20 protein-coding genes are annotated in these 20,208 nt (G+C 70.4%); 12 read left to right on the top strand and 8 right to left on the bottom strand.

Features of this window, described 5'->3' with window-relative positions; all coding sequences use genetic code 11:
- The first annotated feature begins 2 nt into the window (after window positions 1-2).
- The 4 genes from VFL28_15135 to otnI are packed head-to-tail and all read left to right on the top strand — an operon-like array spanning window position 3 to window position 3,725.
- Entirely contained in the window at window positions 3-1,148 is a 1,146-nt protein-coding gene (locus VFL28_15135) for a zinc-binding dehydrogenase (GenBank protein HET7265998.1), read from the top strand.
- Window positions 1,139-2,122 carry a Gfo/Idh/MocA family oxidoreductase gene (locus VFL28_15130; GenBank protein ID HET7265997.1) on the top strand — a complete coding sequence of 328 codons (984 nt, stop codon included), beginning with the start codon at window positions 1,139-1,141 and terminating at the stop codon, window positions 2,120-2,122. Before VFL28_15135 ends, VFL28_15130 begins: the two co-directional genes overlap by 10 nt.
- A gap of 3 nt (window positions 2,123-2,125) precedes the next feature.
- Window positions 2,126-2,911, top strand: coding sequence for a sugar phosphate isomerase/epimerase family protein (locus VFL28_15125; GenBank protein ID HET7265996.1), 786 nt, complete (start codon window positions 2,126-2,128; stop codon window positions 2,909-2,911).
- Between the two features lie 19 nt (window positions 2,912-2,930).
- Entirely contained in the window at window positions 2,931-3,725 is a 795-nt protein-coding gene (gene otnI / locus VFL28_15120) for a 2-oxo-tetronate isomerase (protein HET7265995.1), read from the top strand.
- Window positions 3,726-3,737: 12 nt separating this feature from the next.
- On the opposite strand, the gene VFL28_15115 is transcribed toward otnI, so the two are convergent.
- Complete coding sequence (locus VFL28_15115) at window positions 3,738-4,280, bottom strand: macro domain-containing protein (GenBank protein ID HET7265994.1); 543 nt, start codon at window positions 4,278-4,280, stop codon at window positions 3,738-3,740.
- 162 nt (window positions 4,281-4,442) lie between these two features.
- On the opposite strand from VFL28_15115, the gene VFL28_15110 reads away from it, so the two are divergent.
- The 3 genes from VFL28_15110 to VFL28_15100 all read left to right on the top strand — a co-directional run bounded on the left by VFL28_15110 (window position 4,443) and on the right by VFL28_15100 (window position 6,824).
- Entirely contained in the window at window positions 4,443-5,030 is a 588-nt protein-coding gene (locus VFL28_15110) for a DoxX family membrane protein (GenBank protein HET7265993.1), read from the top strand.
- A gap of 230 nt (window positions 5,031-5,260) precedes the next feature.
- A complete protein-coding gene (locus tag VFL28_15105; protein ID HET7265992.1) occupies window positions 5,261-6,664 on the top strand; it encodes a trypsin-like peptidase domain-containing protein in 1,404 nt (467 codons plus the stop codon).
- A 7-nt stretch (window positions 6,665-6,671) separates the two neighbouring features.
- Entirely contained in the window at window positions 6,672-6,824 is a 153-nt protein-coding gene (locus tag VFL28_15100) for a hypothetical protein (protein ID HET7265991.1), read from the top strand.
- An 82-nt stretch (window positions 6,825-6,906) separates the two neighbouring features.
- On the opposite strand, the gene VFL28_15095 is transcribed toward VFL28_15100, so the two are convergent.
- The 4 genes from VFL28_15095 to VFL28_15080 form a co-directional block, all read right to left on the bottom strand.
- Window positions 6,907-7,359, bottom strand: coding sequence for a hypothetical protein (locus VFL28_15095; GenBank protein HET7265990.1), 453 nt, complete (start codon window positions 7,357-7,359; stop codon window positions 6,907-6,909).
- A 112-nt stretch (window positions 7,360-7,471) separates the two neighbouring features.
- Window positions 7,472-8,380 (bottom strand): lytic transglycosylase domain-containing protein, encoded by a 909-nt coding sequence (locus VFL28_15090; GenBank protein ID HET7265989.1) that lies wholly within the window; start codon window positions 8,378-8,380, stop codon window positions 7,472-7,474.
- Window positions 8,381-8,579: 199 nt separating this feature from the next.
- Window positions 8,580-9,461, bottom strand: a complete 882-nt coding sequence (locus tag VFL28_15085; protein ID HET7265988.1) for a hypothetical protein — start codon at window positions 9,459-9,461, stop codon at window positions 8,580-8,582.
- Complete coding sequence (locus VFL28_15080; GenBank protein ID HET7265987.1) at window positions 9,454-12,459, bottom strand: MASE1 domain-containing protein; 3,006 nt, start codon at window positions 12,457-12,459, stop codon at window positions 9,454-9,456. Before VFL28_15080 ends, VFL28_15085 begins: the two co-directional genes overlap by 8 nt.
- A gap of 134 nt (window positions 12,460-12,593) precedes the next feature.
- On the opposite strand from VFL28_15080, the gene VFL28_15075 reads away from it, so the two are divergent.
- The gene (locus VFL28_15075) at window positions 12,594-13,532 is read left to right on the top strand and encodes an acetamidase/formamidase family protein (protein ID HET7265986.1); all 939 of its coding nucleotides are present in this window, start codon (window positions 12,594-12,596) and stop codon (window positions 13,530-13,532) included.
- Between the two features lie 80 nt (window positions 13,533-13,612).
- Window positions 13,613-14,056, top strand: coding sequence for a nuclear transport factor 2 family protein (locus VFL28_15070; GenBank protein HET7265985.1), 444 nt, complete (start codon window positions 13,613-13,615; stop codon window positions 14,054-14,056).
- Here the strand turns inward: VFL28_15070 and VFL28_15065 are convergent.
- The 3 genes from VFL28_15065 to VFL28_15055 form a co-directional block, all read right to left on the bottom strand.
- Window positions 14,053-14,178, bottom strand: a complete 126-nt coding sequence (locus tag VFL28_15065; GenBank protein HET7265984.1) for a hypothetical protein — start codon at window positions 14,176-14,178, stop codon at window positions 14,053-14,055. The two genes, VFL28_15070 and VFL28_15065, sit on opposite strands and share 4 nt — an antisense overlap.
- A gap of 10 nt (window positions 14,179-14,188) precedes the next feature.
- Window positions 14,189-15,373: a cystathionine beta-lyase gene (gene metC, locus VFL28_15060; protein ID HET7265983.1), complete on the bottom strand. Its 1,185-nt coding sequence runs from the start codon at window positions 15,371-15,373 to the stop codon at window positions 14,189-14,191.
- Between the two features lie 65 nt (window positions 15,374-15,438).
- Complete coding sequence (locus tag VFL28_15055; GenBank protein ID HET7265982.1) at window positions 15,439-15,789, bottom strand: OsmC family protein; 351 nt, start codon at window positions 15,787-15,789, stop codon at window positions 15,439-15,441.
- 152 nt (window positions 15,790-15,941) lie between these two features.
- Between VFL28_15055 and cax the strand changes: the two genes are divergently transcribed.
- Genes cax through VFL28_15040 form a run of 3 tightly spaced genes read left to right on the top strand, consistent with a single transcriptional unit; the run spans window position 15,942 to window position 20,203 of the window.
- A complete protein-coding gene (gene cax, locus VFL28_15050) occupies window positions 15,942-17,030 on the top strand; it encodes a calcium/proton exchanger (protein ID HET7265981.1) in 1,089 nt (362 codons plus the stop codon).
- A gap of 37 nt (window positions 17,031-17,067) precedes the next feature.
- Complete coding sequence (locus tag VFL28_15045; GenBank protein HET7265980.1) at window positions 17,068-18,381, top strand: aminotransferase class III-fold pyridoxal phosphate-dependent enzyme; 1,314 nt, start codon at window positions 17,068-17,070, stop codon at window positions 18,379-18,381.
- Window positions 18,382-18,385: 4 nt separating this feature from the next.
- On the top strand, window positions 18,386-20,203 hold the full coding sequence (locus tag VFL28_15040) for a gamma-glutamyltransferase family protein (protein ID HET7265979.1): 1,818 nt from the start codon (window positions 18,386-18,388) through the stop codon (window positions 20,201-20,203).
- The last annotated feature ends 5 nt before the right edge of the window (window positions 20,204-20,208 follow it).

The following is a 20,208-nucleotide window of genomic DNA, read 5'->3' as shown; positions in this document are numbered from 1 at the left end:
GCGTGCGGGCCGCGACCCTGGTCGCGCCCGGGCGCTACGAGATTCGCGAGTATCCGCTGCCGGAGCCGGAGCGGGGGTGCGCGCTCGTCAAAATGCGGCTGTCCGGCATCTGCGGCACCGACAAGCACACGTATCAGGGCTACACGACGCAGTACGCCGGCACGGCGGCGCCGCGCCAAATTCCGTTCCCGATCATCCAAGGCCACGAGAACGTCGGGACGGTCGCCGCGATCGGCGGCGACGGAACCTACCGCGACGTCGAGGGGACGCCCCTCGCGGTCGGCGACCGCGTCGTGGTCGGCACCAACGTCGTGTGCGGCACGTGCTACTACTGTCGTCGCGGATTCCCGTACTACTTCTGCGAGCGGATGGTGGACTACGGCAACAACATGAGCGCCGCGGACGCCCCGCATCTATTCGGCGGGTGGGCGGAGTACCTGTACGTCGTGTCCGGCAGTTTCCTCGTGCGGGTGCCCGACGGGGTGCCGGACGAGATCGCCGTGCTCACCGAGGTCATGGCGGTGACGGTCGGGCTGGACCGCGCCAAGCAGATGTCGGCCGTGCCCGACGTGCCGTTTCTGTTCGACGACACGGTGGTCGTGCTGGGCGCCGGGCCCCTCGGGATGTGCTTTCTAATGAAGGCGCGGATGCTCGGCGCCGGGATCATCGCGGCGGTGGACCTTTCGCCGTACCGGCTGGAGATGGCGCGCGCGCTCGGCGCCGACCACGTGCTGGACGCCGGCCGGCTGACCGCGGCCGAGCGCCTCGAAGCCGTGCGCGGTTTTACCCACGGCCGCGGCGCCGACGTGGTGGTGGAGTGCGCAGGGGTCCCGCAGGTGATCCCGGAGGCGCTCGAGATGCTCCGCGTAGGCGGGCTCCTGGTCGAGGCCGGCAACTTCTCCGACCTCGGCGACGTGCCCATCAATCCGCACCGGCACCTCTGCACCAAGAGCGTCCGCATGCTCGGCGTCGGCGGCGAGGAAGTGGGCAGCTACGGACCCAGCCTGCGGCAGATGGCGCGCTACCGAAAGCACTATCCGCTGGACCGGTTCGTCTCGCACCGGTTCCCACTCGAGCAGGTTGAGGCGGCCGTCCGCAAGTCGATGGCGCCGGATTCAATGAAAGTGGTGATCGAACCGTGGGCGTGAAGGTGGGGTTGATCGGCGCCGGCGCGATGGGCCGCCGGCACCTGGAGGCGCTCGCGCGCGACGACCGCGTGCGGGTGGTGGGCGTCGCCGACGCGGCAGAGGAGGCCGCCCGCTCCGCGGCGGCCGAGGCCGGGGCGAAGCCGTGCCGCGACGTCGGGGACCTTGCCGACGCCGGCGCGGAAGCGGTCTTCGTGACGCTGCCGAACGCCTTCCACGCCCGGGTCGTGCTCGACGCGCTCGACCGTGGGCTTCACGTCTTCTGCGAGAAGCCGATGGCGACCACGCTCGCCGACGGACGGACGGTCGCGGAGCGGGTCCGGCGCTCCGGCCGGGTCTACCAGATGGGGTTCAACCGGCGCTGGTCGCCGTCGTACCGTTTCCTGAAATCCCATGTAGACGCGGGGTTTGTCCCGTACTCCGCGAACGTGAAGATCAACGACGGCGACATGCTGACCCCGAGCTGGTACACGAACGTCGAGATCTGCGGCGGCTTCATGTACGATACCGCCGTGCATCTCGTCGACATGGTCGGGTGGCTGGTGGGCCCCGTCGAGCAGGTCTCGGCGCTCGGCCGGCGCAGCTGCTACCCCGACTACGACGACATCGCGATGCTGCTACGCTGCCACGGCGACCGGCCGGTCGTCTTCAGCACGTGCGGACACGCGTCGTGGGCGGCGCCCCAGGAGCGCGTGGAGCTGTACGGCGATCACGCGCTGCTCGTCTCGGAGGACCTCGACCGCGTCCGGTACACGACGCGCGAGACGGCCGACGCGCCGTGGGAGCAGCTGCCGTCGCCGGACCGCGTGACGCTGTGGGGTTACGTCGACGAGGACCGCGAGTTCATCGACGCCTGCCTGGCCCAGGCGGCGCCGCCGGTCGGCGTGTCGGAGGCCCTTCAGAGCATCGCCGTACTCGAGGCCGCGTACACCAGCATCCGAACCGGCGGCGTGTCCACCCCGGTTCCTCAGGAGTAGCCCATGTATCTCTCGTGCAGTTCGGAATCGTACGCGCCGGAGATCAACGGCGGGCGCTTGAGCCTGACCGACTGGTTCCGGGTGTGCGCCGAGGAATTGGGGCTGCGATCGGTGGAACTCGAGGACAAGCACATCGGCGGGCCGACCGCGGCACGGATCAACGAGCTCACGGCGGCCGCCTCGCGCCTGGGACTCCAGATCGTCAACATTGCCCTCATGAACAACTTCGGCCTGACCGACGGGGCGCGGCGGCGCGCGGAGGAAGACCGGACGGTCGAATGGATGAAGGTGTCGCGGGATCTCGGGAGCCGGTTCCTGCGGACGTTCGCGGGCTGGCCCGAAGGGGATCGCGCCGAGCGGTGGCCCGCGATGATCGCGTCGCTCAAGACGGTGTGCGCCCGCGCCCAGGCGGCCGGGGTGCCGCTGGTTATGGAAAACCACAACCACGGCGGCTTCGTGCAGACCGCCGCCGACGTGGCGGCGATCTTCGACGCGGTGGGCAGCCCGGCGCTCAGCCTCCTGCTCGACACGGGGAACTTCATCGACGGCCGGCCGTCGATCGTCCGCACGGCGCGCCTGGCCCGCCACGTCCACGCGAAATTCACTCAAGTGGGGGAGGATGGACGCGACGCCCGGATCGATAACGCGGGAGCCCTCGAGTTGTTGCGCACCGCCGGCTACCGCGGCGCGGTTTCTGTCGAATACGAGGGTGAGGAGCCGGGACGCACGGCGGTGCCGCGCGCCCTCGCGCATCTCCGGAGCCTCGGACTCACGGATACGCCGGCCTGACCGGACGGGGGGAGCCCAAATGCCGAAGCTGGCGGCCAATCTCACCATGATGTTTCAGGAGGCCGGCTTCCTCGATCGGTTCGAGACGGCCGCGGCGGCGGGATTTACCGGCGTCGAGTACCTCTTCCCGTACGACTTCCCGGCCGCAGAGGTCGCGGCGCGGCTCAAACGAGCCGGCCTGACGCAGGCGCTGTTCAACCTGCCGCCGGGCGATTGGGCCAAGGGTGAGCGCGGAACGGCCGCCCTGCCCGGACGCGAGCGTGAATTCGAAGCCGGTCTGAAACGGGCGATTGAGTACGCTCTGGCGCTGGACTGCTGCCGCATCCATCCGATGGCCGGCAACTGGCCGGCCGGACGGGATCGCGCCGAAGGGCTCGCCGTCTACACAGGCAATATTCGGCGGGCCGCCGACCTCGCCGCGGAGCACGGCATCACCGTGCTGATCGAGCCCATCAACACGCGCGACATGCCCGGCTATTTCTTGAATACGACCGGAGAGGCGATGGCGGTGATCGAGGCGGTCGGGCGGCCGAACGTCAAGCTCCAGCTCGATCTCTACCACTGCCAGATCATGGAGGGCGATCTCGCCACGCACATCCGCAAACTCGCCGGCGCCTACGCGCACGTGCAGATCGCCGGCGTGCCCGACCGGCACGAACCCGACCGCGGCGAAGTCAACTACCCGTACCTGCTCGAGCTGTTGGACGAAATCCGCTACGACGGCTGGGTCGGGCTGGAATACCGGCCGGCGGCCGGGACCGCCGAAGGTCTCGCATGGGCGCGCCGTTGGGGGGTCGTGTCGAAGGGCGCCTAACACAGGTTCGCCTCAGCCGACGGGAAGCAGCTCCTCGAGCACCCGCGTGTGGACCGTGGCGTCGGACGGCCCGTAGAGCACGAACCGGATGTATTTGACCGACGACAGTCTCGGGATCTCGTCGAGCACCGTCCGCAGCGCGACGCGCGCCGCGGCTTCCATCGGATAGCCGAACACGCCTGTTGAGATCGCCGGGAACGCAACCGACGCGAGGCCGTGCCGCTCCGCGAGGGCGAGCGCGTTGCGGTAGCAGGCGGCCAGCAGCCGATCCGCGGGCTCGTCCCGGCCGTAGACCGGCCCCAGGCAGTGAATGACGTGTCGGTTCGGCAGGTTGTGTCCGCCCGTAATCACGGCCTGCCCCGGGCGGATCGGGGCCAGCGGCCGGCATTCGGCCTCGAGCCCGGGTCCGGCGGCCCGATGGATCGCGCCGGCGACACCGCCGCCGGTTCGCAGCGCGCCGTTGGCCGCATTGACCACCGCGTCGATGCCGTCCTGCGCAGCGATGTTGCCGCGCACGCATTCGATTGTGACGCCAAGGTGCTCTCGCCGGCTCACCCTCCGATCACTATACCGTTAAGGCCGGCACCGTATCGTGACGCCGGCCTCCGCGGACTAGAACCGGCTCCTCCTCCGGCCCGATGCCGAATCAGACTCCCGCCCGATTCGCGCCGCGGCGTCTGTCCGTAGACTGAAGTCAGTTAGCGAGGAGGTGGAATTATGGCGAAGGTCCTGGTGCGCGGCACGATCGTCGAGGATCCGCCGGTGGCGCAATTCCTGTTCGGTGATACCCGCATAGCGTGGTTCTGGCTGCTGGTCCGGCTGTATGCCGGCTATGAGTGGCTGGTCGCCGGGACGGAGAAGCTGGGCAATCCCGCCTGGACGGGTTCGAAGGCCGGGGTCGCGATTGGCGGCTTTGCGAAGGGCGCGCTGACGAAGACGGGGGGCGAGCATCCCAACGTCGCGCATTGGTACGCGTCGTTCTTGAGTAACTTCGTTATCCCCCACGCGGCTGCGTGGAGCTGGGCGATTACGCTGGGCGAAATCGCCGTCGGCATCGGACTCGTGCTCGGGTTGTTCACCGGGATCGCCGCGTTCTTCGGCGGTCTCATGAATGCCAACTACCTGCTGGCGGGAACGGTCAGCACCAACCCGATGTTGTTCATCCTCGCCACCTGGCTGGTGCTGGCGTGGAAGACCGCGGGGTACATCGGTTTGGATTTCTACGTACTGCCGCTGCTCGGGACTCCGGGACGGCCCGGACGGCTGTTTGCCCCGGTCAGGAGAACGCACCCACTGCCCGCCTGACCGGATGCGGCCCGGGCGCCGCGCAGCGCCTTCCGCACAAGAAGACCGGCCGCCTGGCGGCCGGTCTTCCCTTTGAGCGTGGTCATTGTATTGATCGTCTTGGTGTACAATTTGTTGATGAGCGTCGAGCCGTCCGGGGCCAGAGGATTGAAGTTCTGGAGGCCGTAATTAGGATCCACCGGCAGTCGCCGACGCGGCAAGGATTTCGTATCCGGGGGGAGAGGGAAACAATGACCGGTCTACCGCACCGGCGCCGTTCCTTCGCGGCGTTTTTGTCTTGGAGTCTCGTTGCGGCGCTGTCCGCGGTCCCGATCGCATCCGCGGCGCCCACCGCCCCCTCGATTCAAGAGATCTACCGCAAGGCCTCGCCGGCGGTGGTCTTCATTACCCAGGTCGACGCCTCCGGCAAAACCACGTCGCTCGCCAGCGGTTTTCTCGTCTCGCCGAACGGCGTCATCGTGACGAATCACCACGTGATCGATCCGGACCAGGGCGCCGTTCACATCCGCGTCAAGGTGCCGCGGGGCGATGTGTTCACCGACGTCAGGGTGATCTATGCCGAGCCGCGGCGAGACTTCGCGGTGATTACCATCAAGGCCACCGGCCTGCCGGCGCTCCCCGTCGGAGACTCCGACAAGGTCGAAGTCGGCGATCGCGTCATCGCCATCGGCAATCCCAAGGGGCTCGAGCTCACGTTGACCGAGGGGATCGTCGAGAGCATCCGGCTGGATCCGCAGAACGGGTATCGCTTCATCCAGCATCAGGCGCCGATCTCGCCCGGGTCCAGCGGCGGCCCGCTCATCAACACGAAGGGCGAGGTGATCGGCATCAACGCGTTCGGGGTGCGCGACGCGCAGAACCTGAACGGCGCCATCCCGATCAACTACGTGAAGCCCTACTTCAACGATACGGCGAAGCTGACGTGGGAAGAGTGGGTGCGCACCGCGGCCGGCGGCACGCCGCCGCCGCGCCCGGCGGCTCCGCCCGCACCCGCGCCTGCCCAGCCCGCGCCCGGGCAGCCCGCTCCGGCGGCTCCACGTCCCGCCGCCCCGCCGGCCGCCGGCGCCGCCTGGACGCCGCGGTCGTTCTTCGAACACGTGGCCGATTTCCGCTCGAGCGCCGATCCGTTCCGGCTGGGCTACGCCGCCGGCATGTACGATGCGGTGTCGATGTTCGCCGCCGCGGCGCAGGGCGCCGGGCTCAGCAGTCCGGCCGCGGTCGGCCTCTTCCAGTGCATCGACGAAAAGGGCGATCGGCTTGGGCAGCTGAGTACGTGGCTCGCGGGGGCGGCCCAAGACGCGTCGGACTCGACGGCCGTGGTCGCCGTCGTCGTGCGGGCGTGCCAGCGGGCCTTCGCGCCGGGGTCGTTCTTCGCCCACGTGTCGGATTTCAAGCGCAACAGCGACGACTACCGGCTCGGGTTTGCGGCCGGCCTCTACGACTCGATCTCGCTCTTTGCGACGGCGGCCCAGGACGCCGGCATCGATACCCAGCGGGCGATCGCGCTCTTCAAGTGTCTCGACGGCAAGGGCGACGTGCTCGCGGACCTGACGACGTGGGTGACCGGCGCGGCCCGCGGCGGCGCCGATCGGGATTCGACGATAGGGACCGTCGTCCGCGCCTGCGAGCAGTGACCCGGCTGTGCCCGCCGCCGCATCGAAGCGGGACCTGCGCTTCTGGACGGTCTACTTTGCGAAGTTGCTGGCGATCAGCTACCTTCTGATGCGGTTCATCCTTTACGGGACCCGGGTCTTGGCCTACTACTTCGTGCACGGGACGTGGAGGTTTTTCTGAGCGAGGGCTGCGAATAGAGCGTAAGGTGCCGGGGCCGGCGGTAATCGCCGGCCCCGGCGATTTGACGGGCCGACGCGGGACGCTACGCCGCCCGGCGGGGTTCCTCGTCCCGGAACGCGCCGCGCTGCGTCGGGACGGCGAAGGCGGCGGCGAGGCGCGCGAGCGAGACCGCGCCGAGCGATAGGCCGAAGTCGCGCACGGCGATGTCATAGTAGCCCGGCACCAGCAGCAGGTTGATGATGATGGCCCACAGCCACGCCGCGACCACCCAGCCGCCGACGATCGGGTAGAACGCGACGATGAGCCCCGCGACGATCTCCACCACGCCGACGGCCTGCAGGAACGCGGCCGGCGGCACCGGCAATGTCTGCGAGACCACCGGCGCCAGGTAGTGCGGCCAGGTCACCAGCAGATTGAAGAACTTATCCAGCCCCATGACGATTGGGGCGATCGTGAACGCAAACCGGAGCGTCCGCAGCGCACTGTGCGCCGGAACCGCCGCGATGGGAATTCGATCGTCATGCAACACCGCCATCCCGACACCTCCGTACATCCCCTCGTCGTGTCGTTTTCCAGTCCGGAGAACCGTCAAACGGCGGGAACGGACGGATCGGCGGCGGGGTAGCGCCGGGTCGCGCGGATCGGTGTTATTCGGGCCGGATGTGCTTGTAGACCGCGAGGACGGCGGTGACGTACCACCGTGTCTCCGCGAACGGGGGGACGCCGCGGTAGCGGTAGACGGCGGTCGGGCCCGCGTTGTACGCCGCGAGCGCGAGACGCCAGTCGCCGAACTCACGGATGCAGGCACTGAGCGTCATCGACGTTCCGAGCAGATTGCCCCACGCGTCGTGCGGGTTCACGCCCGCCGCGCGCGCGGTGTGCGGCATCAGCTGCCCGAGTCCCATCGCGCCGCGGCTGCTTACGGAGGCCTGGTTGAACTTGCTTTCCACGTAGATCACGGCCGCGACGAGCCACGGGTCGACGTGATGCTGCTTTGCGGCGGTGACGAGGCGCTCGCCGAGCCATTCGGCCTGGACCGGCGTCAGCCGAGGGTTGGTGGCCCTCGCGAGGGCGGCGATCGCCTGCGGCGTGCCCGGCTTTGCCGGCTGCGGAGCGGCGGCAAAGACCGTGAGCCGCGCCAGCCAGCCGCGGATGATCCGATCCTGGAACGCGCTGTGCTGGTCCGCGAGGCCGTGCTTGAAGTACCGGTCTGCGTCCTGCATCTTGCCGGCCGCGGTCGCCGCGATGCCCGCCCAGATCCACGGCAGCGAAGCGTCCGGATCCGTCTGCGCCGCCTGGAGGAAGATCTCGAGCGCGTGCGTAGGCGCGCCGGCCTGATAGCGGCCGATGCCGTCGTCGATCAGGTCGCCGATGTAGGGCGGCTCCGACGACGGTTGTTCGCTGGGCTGCTCGGCGAAGGCCGCGCCCGACGGGACGGCGAACGTGAGGAGGAGCAGCAGAGCGGCGGCGGCGCGGGCGATACGTCGGGGGCGGCGCGGAAATTCGCGCACGTCAAGGGCGCTGGTACCGAAGGACGCGCCGATTGTCTCCCCCACCGAATGACCGCTGAACATCGCAGTGAATTGTGCCCCCGCTGCGCTGCGATTGTGACGTCGCCGCTGCGGGGCGCGCCCACTCAATCGAGCAAACTCCACCGAACTTCCGTCGCGTTTGCGCGTAATCCTCTCAAGGACCTGCGAAAGCTGTCGGAGAACGCGGTTGTCGTGCTCTTCGACCCGACGATGCGTGTAGCGGTCAAGCCGTCGTCAGGGCGAGCACCTCGAACGCGTCCTCACGCATGTTGCCGCCGAGCCCCCAGCGACGCACGAAGGCCACGGTCTCATCGTAGATCTCGCGCGGGTACGGCTCGAAAACGAGCAGTTCCCCGAGCCCGAACCGCGCGTAGTCGTGGTCGCCCGAAAGATGTGGCGGCACGTTGCGCGCCCACAGCGGCATGTACCGATCCGGCGATGCCCGCAGCGCGCGGTCCGCTCGGCGCAGCGCGTTGAAGTACGCGGCCAGCACGCCGGCCGGGATCCCGGGCGAGACCCAGAAGAGCGTGCGGAATTCGCCGGAGGCGAGCGGGACGAAGCCCTCCGCTTCGGCGAGTGGGATCTCCGGATCGAGCAGCGTCGCCGCCGCTATCTCACCCTCGCGCAGCGCAAGCAGCCGCCGGCCGGGGCCGCCGACGTTTTCGATGCGGATCTGGTCCTTGGGCAGCACGGCTTCCAGCGTCCGCAGCGTGGTAAAGTGGCTTCCGGCCATCAGCCCGACGCCGACCGGCACGCCGCGAAGGTCGCCGAGCCGGCGGAGGCCGGATGCCGGCCGCGCGAAAATCACAAAGCGCGCGACGCCGTAAAGGTCCGGGACGAACCGGCCCATCCCGGCGCCGGCGTTGCAGACGGATCCCCACTCGCACGCCGAGTTCGCGACCGGCACGGCGCCGAAGAACGGCGCGTCCTGCGGCCGCTTGAAGTACTCGCTGCGCGCGTGGCTCGAGACTTGGTGCATTACGTCCGGCCGTAACTCCGGCGCGAGGCCCTCCGCGGCGAAGTAGCCCTCGTCGAGCGCGATCCATTCGTGCAACCGCATGAAATGCGGCACAACGCGGACGGGCCGGCCCGCCATCTCAGCCACCGGCGGTCACCTCCTTGAGCGCACGGCGCGCGTCCGCCGCCGAGGCGAACACCCGGTACGGCCGCGTCAGGCCGGCGATCGTGAGCACGCGCTCGAGCGGCGAACCGGGCGGGATGATGAGCGCGAGCGACCGCCGACGCGTCGCCAGGTCCCGCCCGAACGCGAACAACTCGCGGATCGTGAGGCTGTCGATGTAGTCGGCGCGCTCCAGCGACACGAGCACCACGGAGGCCTCGGCGCGCGCGGCCCGGGCCAGGGCCGCGCGGACGACTTCGGCCACGGTCGCATCCAGGTCACCGTAGAGCTCGACGATCGCGCCGCCGTCCCGCGTGTCGAGCCGCGCGCCCGCCGGGCCGGAGGGCCGTTCCGCGGCCTGCGCGATGACGACGCCGACGTTCCGGGGCGGGCGCCCCGCCTCGGAGCCGGGCCCGCCCTCCGCGTGGACGACGGCGGTGGGCGGGGCGGCCGGCCGCGAGAGGCGCATCGTAATGGCGACGGTGGTGCCCGAGGGCGTGTGGCGGATCTGCACGGCGTCGACAAGCTGCTCGATCAGCCGCAGGCCGTGGCCGCCGCCGTCCGACGGCGGCGCCGGACGCCACGTGCCGGTGTCCGTGACGGTAACGTGAACCGCGGCGTCGTCGCGTACGCCTTTCACGTGCACGGACCCGCCCGCGACGCGGTAGGCGTGTTCGATCGCATTGTTGACCGCTTCTCCGACGGCCACCGCGAGGGCCGCGGCGGGGGCGTGATCGAGCGCCGCGACCTGCGCCAGCCTCCGCACCGTCTGCCGGATCACCGCCGCGCTCTCCGGCTCCGCCGGCAGCGCCAGTTCGAACCGGTTGAGCGGTTCGCGATCCACCGCGAGCGCGATGATCGCCACGTCGTCCGATGAGCGCCCGTCGCCGAGTACGCGGCCAAGGATGCCGAGCGCGGGATCGTCTCCGGGCGCCTCGATCTCGCGCCGCGCCGCCTCGACGAGCGCTTCCTGTCCCGCCGCAATGTCGCGCCGGTGCTCGATCAGGCCGTCGGTGTACAGGATGAGCAGGGCCCCGGCCGGCAGGGAGACGCTCCACGACGGCGCCTGGGCGGCGGACAGGTAGCCGAGCGGCACGCCGGCGGCCGGCAGGACGACGGGATCGGCGCCGGGCGCCGCCAGCACCGGCGCCGGATGTCCGGCCGTCGCGTACGTGAGGACCGACGACACGGGATCGAGCAGGGCGACGATCGCCGTCGCCATCGCGTCACGGCCGTGCGCCAGGACGAGCGCCTCGCTTGCCTGCCGGAGGACCGCGGCCGGGTCGCCGTGTTCCAGGGCCGCGGTTCTGATGGTCTGCCGGAGTTCGCCCATCACCACCGCGGCGCTGAGGCCGCGGCCGGCGACGTCGCCGACCGAAATCACGACGTTGCCGGAGGGCAGGCGGAAGACGTCGTACCAGTCGCCGCCGACGTTCGCTTCCCGGGCGCCGGGCCGGTAGACGGTGTGGATCGCGATGCCCGGTACCTCCGGGATGGCGACCGGCAGCAGGGCGCGCTGGAAGGTTTCCGCGGCATGGTGCTCGCGCGCGTACAGCCGCGCGCGCTCGACGGCCTGGGCGCACTGGTGGCCGAGCGTGGTGAGGAACGTGATCTCGTCCGGTTCGAACGGCCGCGGCGCGCCGAAATTGAGATAGAGGCAGCCGACGGCGGCGCCGTGCGCGATAAGCGGCAGCGCGGCCCGCGCGCCGCCCCGGATTCCGGGCGGCAGTTCCTCGCGCTCGGGGTAGCGTTTCGCCAGGTCGTCCTCCGTTGCCATCCAAATGACCCGGCCGGTCCGCAGGCATTCCGCGACGCCGCCGAACTGCGCGGGTTGGAAGCGGCGCCAGCGCTGGATAATCTCGGCCGGATACCCTTTGGCGTGCACGAGTTCCATCTGGATGCCGTCGTCCGCAAACAGGGAGATCGCGGCGGCGCGCGCGCGGAGCGTGTCCACCGCCTGGTCGACGATGACCGCGGCGACGTCCTCGGGGCCCACCGCTTGAGACAGCGCCGCGGCGACGGCGGCGAGGCGGTTTGCGTGCGCGACGGCGCGCTCGGCGGTCCGCCTGGCGTCCGCTTCCGCGCGCACCCGCCGGTGGAGCTCTTCGGCGGCCGCGGCTCGGTCGTCCACGATGCGCGCGACCGTGAGCACGACGATCGACATCATTGCCATGAAGAGCGACAGGTAAAGCAGCGCGATGTTCGGGTCGCCGGCCAGCGCGAACGGTCCGACGCGGCGCAGCGTGCCGGCGATCGCGGCGGCGCTCACGAACACGACGACGGTCGCCGCGTCCCGTGCGCCGAACCGGAACGCCGCCCAGATGAGCAGGGGCACGATGGCGAAGCTGAACGGATACCGCGTGCCGAACACCGTCACGCTCGCGACCAGCAGCACCGCGACGAAGACGAGGCGCTCCACCACGCCGCGGACCGTCCAGCCGCGACGGGCCTCTTCGATCCACAGCAGCAGCGCCGGCGTTACGACGACGGCGCTCGTCGCGTCGCCGAGCCACCACGTGAGCCAGACCGGTCCGTACATCCGCCACGGCACAAACCCGGCCGACGCGAGCGTGGTCACGCCGGCGGTTGCGCTGATTGCGGTGCTCAGCACGGCGGCGAACGCGGCGAAGCGCACGATGTCCTCGATGCGGTTGAACGCGCGCCGGCCGCCCGCGTAGCGTCCGACCAGCGCCGCCGCGACCGCGGCTTCGAGGGTGTTGCCCGCGGCGATGCCGAGCGACGTCCAGACGGTCCCTTCGGTCGTGAGGTTCGCGGCGAATGCGCCGGCGAGGATGCCCGGCCACGCCCGCGTGCCGGTGAGCAGCAGCGCCGCGATCGCGATGCCCGTGGGCGGCCAGATGGGTGTCGCGCTGGGGTTCAGGAAGGCGAGGCGCAGCCCGGCTTTGGCGGCGACGTAATACACGACGGCGAGGATCGCCGCCTCGGCGAACCGCGAGGGCCATGCGTGCGACGCCGTGCGCATCAAATTGCGCCATCCATTCGCGCGCGCCCCGGCACTTCCTCCGACCGGCGGAGACCCGGCGCAGACCGGGCGGCAGCCCCGCGGACGGCCGGGACAGGGCAGGAGCCGCGCACGCGTCCTGGAAGCCGCACGGCATGACCACGCATACGGTTCCTCCCGACCGGGTGCACCACAGCTGGGACGCCCGCCACCCGCCGGCGTGCACGATCGACAGCGGCGACGCGATCGTCGTGCACACCCGCGACGTCAGCGACAACCAGATCACGCGAACGTCGACCGCCGCGTCGCTCGCACAGCGGGACCGCCGGCGGTCGTATCCGCTGGCAGGCCCGGTGTACGTCCGCGGCGCCGCTCCCGGTGATACCCTCGCGGTCGAAATCCTGGACCTCCGTCCGGACGGTTGGGGCTGGACCGCGTTCTTTCCCGGCCGCGGCCTGTTGCCGGACGATTTCGCGGAGCCGTACCTCCGGGTCTTCGACCTCACCGGCGGCGACGTGGCGCGCCTGCGCGACGACATCGCGATCCCGATCGAGCCGTTTTTCGGGACGATGGGCGTGTGCCCGGCCGGGGCGCGGGAGCAGGCGATCATGCCTCCGGGCGCCTTCGGGGGCAACATGGACGTCCGGCAGTTGACGGCCGGCACGACCTTGTACCTGCCGGTGCAGACGGACGGCGCGCTGTTCAGTTGCGGCGACGCCCACGCGGCCCAGGGCGACGGCGAGGTGTGCATCACCGGCATCGAGGCGCCGATGCGCGGCACGCTGCGGCTCACGGTGCAGAAGGGGCGCCGCCTGCCGGCCCCGCAGTTCGCCGTCCCGGGGCCGCTCGTGCCCCGTCTCAACGGCGGCGGGTGGTACGGTACGACCGGCGTCGGGCCGGATCTGTATCGCGCGTCTCAGGACGCGGTCCGCGCGATGATCGCGCACCTGTCGGCCGCGCACCGGCTGCCGGCCGAAGACGCCTACGTGCTCTGCAGCCTCTGCGTCGACCTGAAGATCTCGGAGATCGTGGACGCGGGGCAGTATGTCGTGAGCGCGTTGCTGCCGCTCGGGGTGTTCGGGCGCACCGTGTGAGGCCGCACTCCGCGCGGATATGGCGGACATGATAGTAGAAACGCGACCGGGCGATCCGGCGCACGGCCGGGGAGGCATCGATGGACCGGGAGGACGGGCACGTACCCGAGGCGCTCCGCACGGCGATTGACCGGCTGCACGCGGCGATCGGCCGCGCCGCCGGCGGTGACCCCCGGCCGATTCAGGCGCTGTATTCGCACGCCGGCGACGTGACGGCGTTTTACGGGTGGGGCGGGTACGAGCGCGGTTGGGACGCGGTGCGCACGCGGTGGGCCTGGGCGGCGGCGCAGTTCGCGGGCGGTACGGTCGCGTACGAGAACCTGACGACCGTCGTCACCGCGGAGATGGCCTACACGACGGATGTCGAAACCTTCCGCGTCCGGCTCGCCGGCGTCGAAGCGCCGGCCGAGTGGTCGAACCGGGTGACGCATATCTTCCGGTTCGAAGACGGCGCGTGGCGGCTCGTGCACCGCCACGCCAACCGGCTCGAGGCGCGCGCACCGGCGGCCGAGCGGCGCCGCTAGCGCATCTCGCTTTCGCTCGATTCATGAAACACCGGCACCGGATCGCCCGGCGGACTGTAGTGCGACGGACCGAATAGGCTTCCGGCGAGCCAGAACACGAAGAACCCGATAAATGCGCCCATGGCGCTCCCGTCATCCGGTTTTCGCAGGCACCGCGGCGAGGCGCCGCAACCCTGCTTCGAGATCGGCGATCAGATCGTCGACCGCTTCCAGTCCGACGTGCAGGCGGACGAGGGCGCCGCGCTCCGTCCACGGTCGGGCCGTGCGCGCGGCCGTGACGTTTGCCGGAAGTATCAGGCTTTCGAACCCGCCGAAGCTCGCGCCGATCTTGAACAGCTCGAGCCCCTCCAGCATCGCCGCGACGGCCTCTTTCGACTCGGTGCGCAGCAGAATCGAAAACAGGCTGGACGAGCCGGTGAAGTCGCGCCGCCAGAGCGCGTGGCCGGGATGATCGGGAAGCGCCGGATGCAGCACGCGCGCGACCTCCGGGCGTCCGGCCAGCCAGCGCGCGACGGTCAGGGCCGACTCCCGATGCCGCTGCATGCGTACGTGGAGCGTGCGCATGCTGCGCAGTGTCTCGTAGCACAGATCGGGCGCGACGCAGTCGCCGAACCCGTCGGTGCCGTCCTTGAGCGTCCGAAAGACCGCCTCGGTGCGGGCGGTGATCACGCCGATGAGGAGGTCCGAGTGCCCGGCGAGGTACTTCGTCCCCGCCTGGATTTCCACGTCCACGCCGTGGTCGAAGGCCCGGAAATGGAGCGGCGTGCCCCACGTGTTGTCGAAGAACACGGCGGCGCCGCACGCGTGCGCCGCGGCGGCGATCGCCGGAACGTCCTGGATCTCGAACGTGAGCGAGCCCGGCGACTCCGTGTAGACGACCTTCGTGTTCGGCCGGATGAGCCCGGCGATCTCCGCGCCGATCGCGGGATCGTAATACGTCGTCTCGACCCCGAACCGGGCCAGCGTTCCGTCGCAGAAGTTGCGCGTCGGCCCGTAGGCGCTGTCCGTCACGAGCACGTGGTCACCCTGACGCAGAAAAGCGGCGAGGGCCATCGTGATCGCCGACAGGCCCGACGACGTGACGAGCGACCGCGCACCGCCGGAGAGCTCGGCCAGCGCGTCCCGCAGTGCAAAAGTGATCGGCGTGCCGTAGATGCCGTACGACGAGACGTCGCCGTACTTTCGCTCGGTCCGGCGTTCGAAGGCCTCCACGGTGGGGTAGAGGATCGTGGACGCGCGGTGGATGGGCGGATTCACCGTGCCCCCGTGCCGTTCGGGGTTGCGGCCGGCGTGGACCAGCCTGGTGTCGGGTTTCATCGGGCCTCCTGCGCCGTGACGTCGACGATCACTTCGGTCGCGACCGCGACCGTGCGATAGAGTGGTCAGCGGGCCCTCCAGACCTCCACCAGCGTGTCCGCGTCGGCGCGGCCGACGCCGCGCATCTCGAACCGGACCGCCACCTGCTTGAACTTCGTCGGATCCGCGCGCTCCTGGACGCCGGTGATCGCGGCGGTCAGGCCGGTCAGCGGGATCTTGTTGGCCGCCGCGTAGTGCTCGATCAACGTCACGCCGCAGGACGAGATGGCGGCGAGAAACGACTCGGTATTGCTCAGCGCCTCGGGCTTCGTAGACGAATCGAGGATGAAGTGGTGGGTTCGCGCGCTGTTGAGGGACCGGCCGGGCTGTCCGATCGACGCGCTGCGGACCGTCGTCGTCACCGTTTCGTCGGGCATAGGGGCCTCCGCGTGATGGTCTCGTTGGGGACTGTTCGCGGCTCCGTGCGGCGCGGTCCTGCCCGGATGCCGCCGAGCGCCTCCGGACAGGCAGCGCGAATGCCGCCGGTTCGTGCCGCGCGAGCGGGGAGCCGGGCGCCGGACCGCGAAACGTGCCCACCGTGCGTGTCTATGTGCCCGTCGTCTTCCGGCGGCTGACCCTACGCTGGCTACTGATTCTCGTCCCACTCTCGGCGGCCGCCGCCGCGGCCGGCGGGTGGCCGCTGGCGACCTTTCTGCTGGCGGGCGGCGCCCTGCTCCCGCTCGCCGAGATCATCGGCGGCGCGACGCAGCAGATCGGGGTACACGCCGGTCCCCGCGTCGGCGGACTGCTGAACGCGACGTTCGCCAACGTCACCGAGTTCATCCTCTCGATCGTGCTCGTGGCGCACGGCGAGACGGCCGTCGTCAAGACGGCGCTCACCGGGTCGATTCTCGGCAACCTGCTGCTCGTGCTCGGCTTCGCGCTGCTGGCCGGCGGCACCCGACACCGCGTGCAGCGCTACAACGCCGCGGCCGCCGGGGTGCACTCGACGTCGCTGACCCTGGCGGTGATCGGGCTTTTGATGCCCGCGCTGTTCTTCCTCACGGCGGGCCGGCCGACCGCGCACCAGGGCGAGACGGTCAGCGTGGCTGTGGCCGCCGTCCTGATCGTGCTCTACGCCGCCGCGCTCCTGTTCACACACCGGACGCACGAGCATCTGTTTCTGACGCCGAAGGCGGAGGAGCGGCCGCAGTGCTCGCTCGCATGGGCCGTGGGCGCCCTGGCCGCCGCCTCGATCGTCGTCGCGATCGAATCGGATCTTCTCGTCCGGACGCTCGAGCCGGCGATCGGTGCCCTGGGCCTCTCGAAGTTCTTCGTGGGGCTCGTGCTGATCCCGTTCTTCGGGAACGCCGTGGAGCACAGCGCCGCCGTGGTCTTCGCGCTGCGCGACCAGCTCGACGTGACGCTGGAGATCGCGATCGGCTCGTCGACCCAGATCGCGCTCTTCGTCGCTCCGGCGCTCGTCCTCATCTCGCTCGCCGCCGGACATCCGATGGACTTCATTTTCACCACGTTCGAGGTGGCCGCGGTCGGGCTCTCGGTCCTGATCGTCACGTTCATTTCGCACGACGGCCGCAGCAACTGGCTGGAGGGGGCGCAGTTGCTCGCCGCGTATGCCATCATGGCCGCCTCGGCGTTCTTCGTGACCTCGTCGTGAACGCCGGGATGGAGTTTACGCCCACGCGGAGGGGACGATGACACCGATCACAGGCACGTCGAGTGCGAGCAAGCAGGCGGACCTGCTCCAAAAGGCCGGCCGCTACCTCGCCGGCGGCGGCCTCGGCCTGTTTGTGCTGCCGCCCGAGGTCAACCTCGTCATCGCCGAGGGGCGCGGCAGCCACATCACCGACATCGGCGGCCGGGACTTCATCGACTACCACCTCGGGTCCGGCCCCGCGCTGCTCGGCCACGCCCACCCGGAGATCGTCGATGCGGTGCAGCGCCAGGTCGTCAAAGGCTCCACCTATTACTTCCTCAACGAGCCCGTGATCCGGCTGGCGGAGCGGCTGGTCGAGGCGATTCCGTGCGCCGATCAGGTGCACTTCGTCGGCTCGGGGACCGAGGCGACGTTCTTCGCGCTGCGCGTCGCCCGCGCCGCGGCCGGCCGGCCGAAGATCCTCAAATTCGAGGGCGGCTGGCACGGCATGAACGACTACGCGCTGTGGGGCACGACGCCGTCACGCCCGAGCGACTATCCGAACGCGGAGCCGGACTCGCTCGGGATTCCCGACGCGCTGCGCGGCCAGATCCTGGTCGCGCCGTTCAACGAGACGGCGCGCGCCGTCGAGATCATCGAGGGCCACGCCGCGGAGTTGGGGGCCGTGATCGTCGAGCCGCTGCAGCGCGTGCTGCTGCCGGAGCGCGGCTTCCTCGAGACGCTGCGCGAGGTCACCCGCCGGCTCGGCATCGTCCTGATCTTCGACGAGATCGTGACCGGCTTCCGGATCGCATGGGGCGGCGCCCAGGAAAAGTACGGCGTGGTGCCCGACCTGGCGACCTACGGCAAGGCGATGTCCGGCGGGTTCCCGATGGCCGCGATCGCCGGGCGCGGCGACATCATGGCGCACTTCGACGCGCGCCGCACCGCGCGGTCGAAGCTCGTGTGGGCGAGCGGCACGCTCAACGGTAACCCCGTCAGCTCGACCGCCGGGCTCGTCGCCCTCGACGTGCTGAACCGGGCCGGCGCGTACGACCACTTCCACCGGATCGGCGGACGGCTCCGCCGCGAAATCGAAGCGATCGGCCGGCGCCACGGCTTCTCCGCGCAGACGCCGGGCGAAGACGCGGTCTTCGGCGTGCGCTTTACCGACCGCCGTCCGCTCCGGACCTGGACGGATCTGCTCACCTCCGACCGAGACGTGCACATGCGCTGGTCGATCGAGATGATCAAGCGGGGCATCCTCGTGAACCCCAACGAGAAGTTCTACATCTCGCTCGCGCACTCGGACGCCGACGTCGACCGCACGCTCCAGGCGTGCGACGAGGCGTTCGCGGCCATCCGGAAGTAGCGCGGTGAGCGAGCGCCGGCCCCAGCGGGCTCAGGGCACCGACCCCGCCTACGGCGACTGGGCATTCAACTGGGCGTCGACGCGCCCGGTGATCCGCGGCCGGTCGTTCATGGTCGCCTGCGGGCATTACCTCGCCTGCGTGGCGGGGCTCAAGATGTTCTCGCTCGGCGGCAACGCGTTCGACGCGGGCGTCGCCATGGTGTTCGCGCAGTCATGCTTGGAATACCAGAGCTACGGGTTCGGCGGCGAGGTCCCGATGTTGATCCACGACGCGCGCGACGGCCGCGTCGCGGCGGTCAGCGGCAACACGCGGGCGCCGTCGGCGGCGACGATCGAGTGGTTCCGCGAGCGCGGGCTCAACCTGATTCCCGGCGACGGCTTCCTGCCGGCCGGCCCGTGCGCCGTCCCGGACGCGCTGATCACGGTCCTGGACCGTTACGGGCGGCTTTCGCTGGAGCAGGTGCTCGGCCCGGCGCTCGAACTGGCCGCGAACGGATTTCCGATGTACGAGGGGATGCGCCGGTCGATCGTGCAGCACGAGGCACGATTCCGCGCGGAGTGGCCGACGTCCGCCGCGCTGTTCCTGCCCGGCGGGCAGGCGCCGGAACTCGGCGATACCTGGCGCAACCCCGACCTCGCGCGCACCTTCGAGCGCCTGATCGCGGCCGAGCGCGGCGCGCGCGGGCGCGGCCGCCACGAGGCGCTGCGCGCCGCCCGCGACTGCTTCTACCGGGGGCCCATCGCCCGGGAGATCGTCGCCTACCAGCGGGAGACCCGGCTGCGCGACGCCACCGGCACCGTCTCCCCGGGCCTGCTGACCGAAGACGACTTCGCGTCGTTCGAGACCCGGATCGAGGCGCCGGCGACGGTGCGCTTCCGCGGCTACGATGTCTACAAGTGCGGGCCGTGGTCGCAGGGGCCGGTCTTCTTGCAGCAACTCACGCTGCTGGACGGCTTCGACCTCGCCGCGATGGGCCACAACACGGCGGACTACGTGCATACCGTCACCGAGGCCGCCAAGCTGGCGTTCGCGGACCGGGAACGCTTCTACGGGGACCCGGAGTTTGCGGCCGTGCCGATGCGCGGGCTGCTGTCGGGCGAGTACGCGGCGTCGCGCCGCGGCCTGATCGATCCGCGTCGCGCCTCGCTCGAGCTGCGGCCGGGCGACCCGTATCCGTTCGAGGGCGCCGCCGCGCCGGCGGAAGCCGCCGCGGTGGAGGCGCGCGGCTGGGAGGGCGGGACAACCGGGACCCGCGCGGTCGATGCGGACGGCAACATGTTTTCCGCGACGCCGAGCGGCGGGTGGTTCCGGAGCTCGCCGGTCATTCCGAGCCTCGGCTTCAGCCTGGGGACGCGGTGCCAGATGTTCTGGCTGCACGATCCGCGGCACCCGGGCGCGCTGGTGCCGCGCAAACGGCCCAGGACCACGCTGTCGCCGACGCTCGTGATGAGAGACGGGCGGCCGTGCATGGTCTTCGGCACGCCCGGCGGCGACCAGCAGGACCAGTGGACGCTGCAGGTGTTCCTCAACATGATCGTGTTCGGGATGGACGTGCAGGACGCGATCGACGCCCCGGCGTTTCACAGCGTGCACTTCCCGGGGTCGTTCTATCCCCGCAAGGCGCGGCCGGGGGAGATGCTGGTGGAAGGCCGCATGCCGGCCCCCGTCGTCGAGGGGTTGCGCGAGCGCGGCCATGCCGTGACGGTGGCGCCCGACTGGAGCCTCAACTACACTACGGCGATCCTCTACGATCCGGCGCGCCGCCTCATGCAGGCCGGCGCGAGCTCGCGCGGCGAGCGCAACTACGCGCTCGGCTGGTAGCGCGG

Source organism: bacterium, assembly GCA_035691305.1.
GTDB lineage: Bacteria > Sysuimicrobiota > Sysuimicrobiia > Sysuimicrobiales > Segetimicrobiaceae > DASSJF01.
Note: the sequence above shows the minus strand (reverse complement) of the source record. Positions and strands in the feature narration are given on the sequence as shown.

Coding starts and splice junctions, on each gene's coding strand:
- VFL28_15125 (HET7265996.1), top strand. CDS start 2,126: ATGTATCTCTCGTGCAGTTCGGAATCGTACGCGCCGGAGATCAACGGC.
- otnI (HET7265995.1), top strand. CDS start 2,931: ATGCCGAAGCTGGCGGCCAATCTCACCATGATGTTTCAGGAGGCCGGC.
- VFL28_15110 (HET7265993.1), top strand. CDS start 4,443: ATGGCGAAGGTCCTGGTGCGCGGCACGATCGTCGAGGATCCGCCGGTG.
- VFL28_15105 (HET7265992.1), top strand. CDS start 5,261: ATGACCGGTCTACCGCACCGGCGCCGTTCCTTCGCGGCGTTTTTGTCT.
- VFL28_15095 (HET7265990.1), bottom strand. CDS start 7,359: ATGGCGGTGTTGCATGACGATCGAATTCCCATCGCGGCGGTTCCGGCG.
- VFL28_15080 (HET7265987.1), bottom strand. CDS start 12,459: ATGCGCACGGCGTCGCACGCATGGCCCTCGCGGTTCGCCGAGGCGGCG.
- VFL28_15075 (HET7265986.1), top strand. CDS start 12,594: ATGACCACGCATACGGTTCCTCCCGACCGGGTGCACCACAGCTGGGAC.
- VFL28_15070 (HET7265985.1), top strand. CDS start 13,613: ATGGACCGGGAGGACGGGCACGTACCCGAGGCGCTCCGCACGGCGATT.
- VFL28_15065 (HET7265984.1), bottom strand. CDS start 14,178: ATGGGCGCATTTATCGGGTTCTTCGTGTTCTGGCTCGCCGGAAGCCTA.
- metC (HET7265983.1), bottom strand. CDS start 15,373: ATGAAACCCGACACCAGGCTGGTCCACGCCGGCCGCAACCCCGAACGG.
- VFL28_15055 (HET7265982.1), bottom strand. CDS start 15,789: ATGCCCGACGAAACGGTGACGACGACGGTCCGCAGCGCGTCGATCGGA.
- VFL28_15045 (HET7265980.1), top strand. CDS start 17,068: ATGACACCGATCACAGGCACGTCGAGTGCGAGCAAGCAGGCGGACCTG.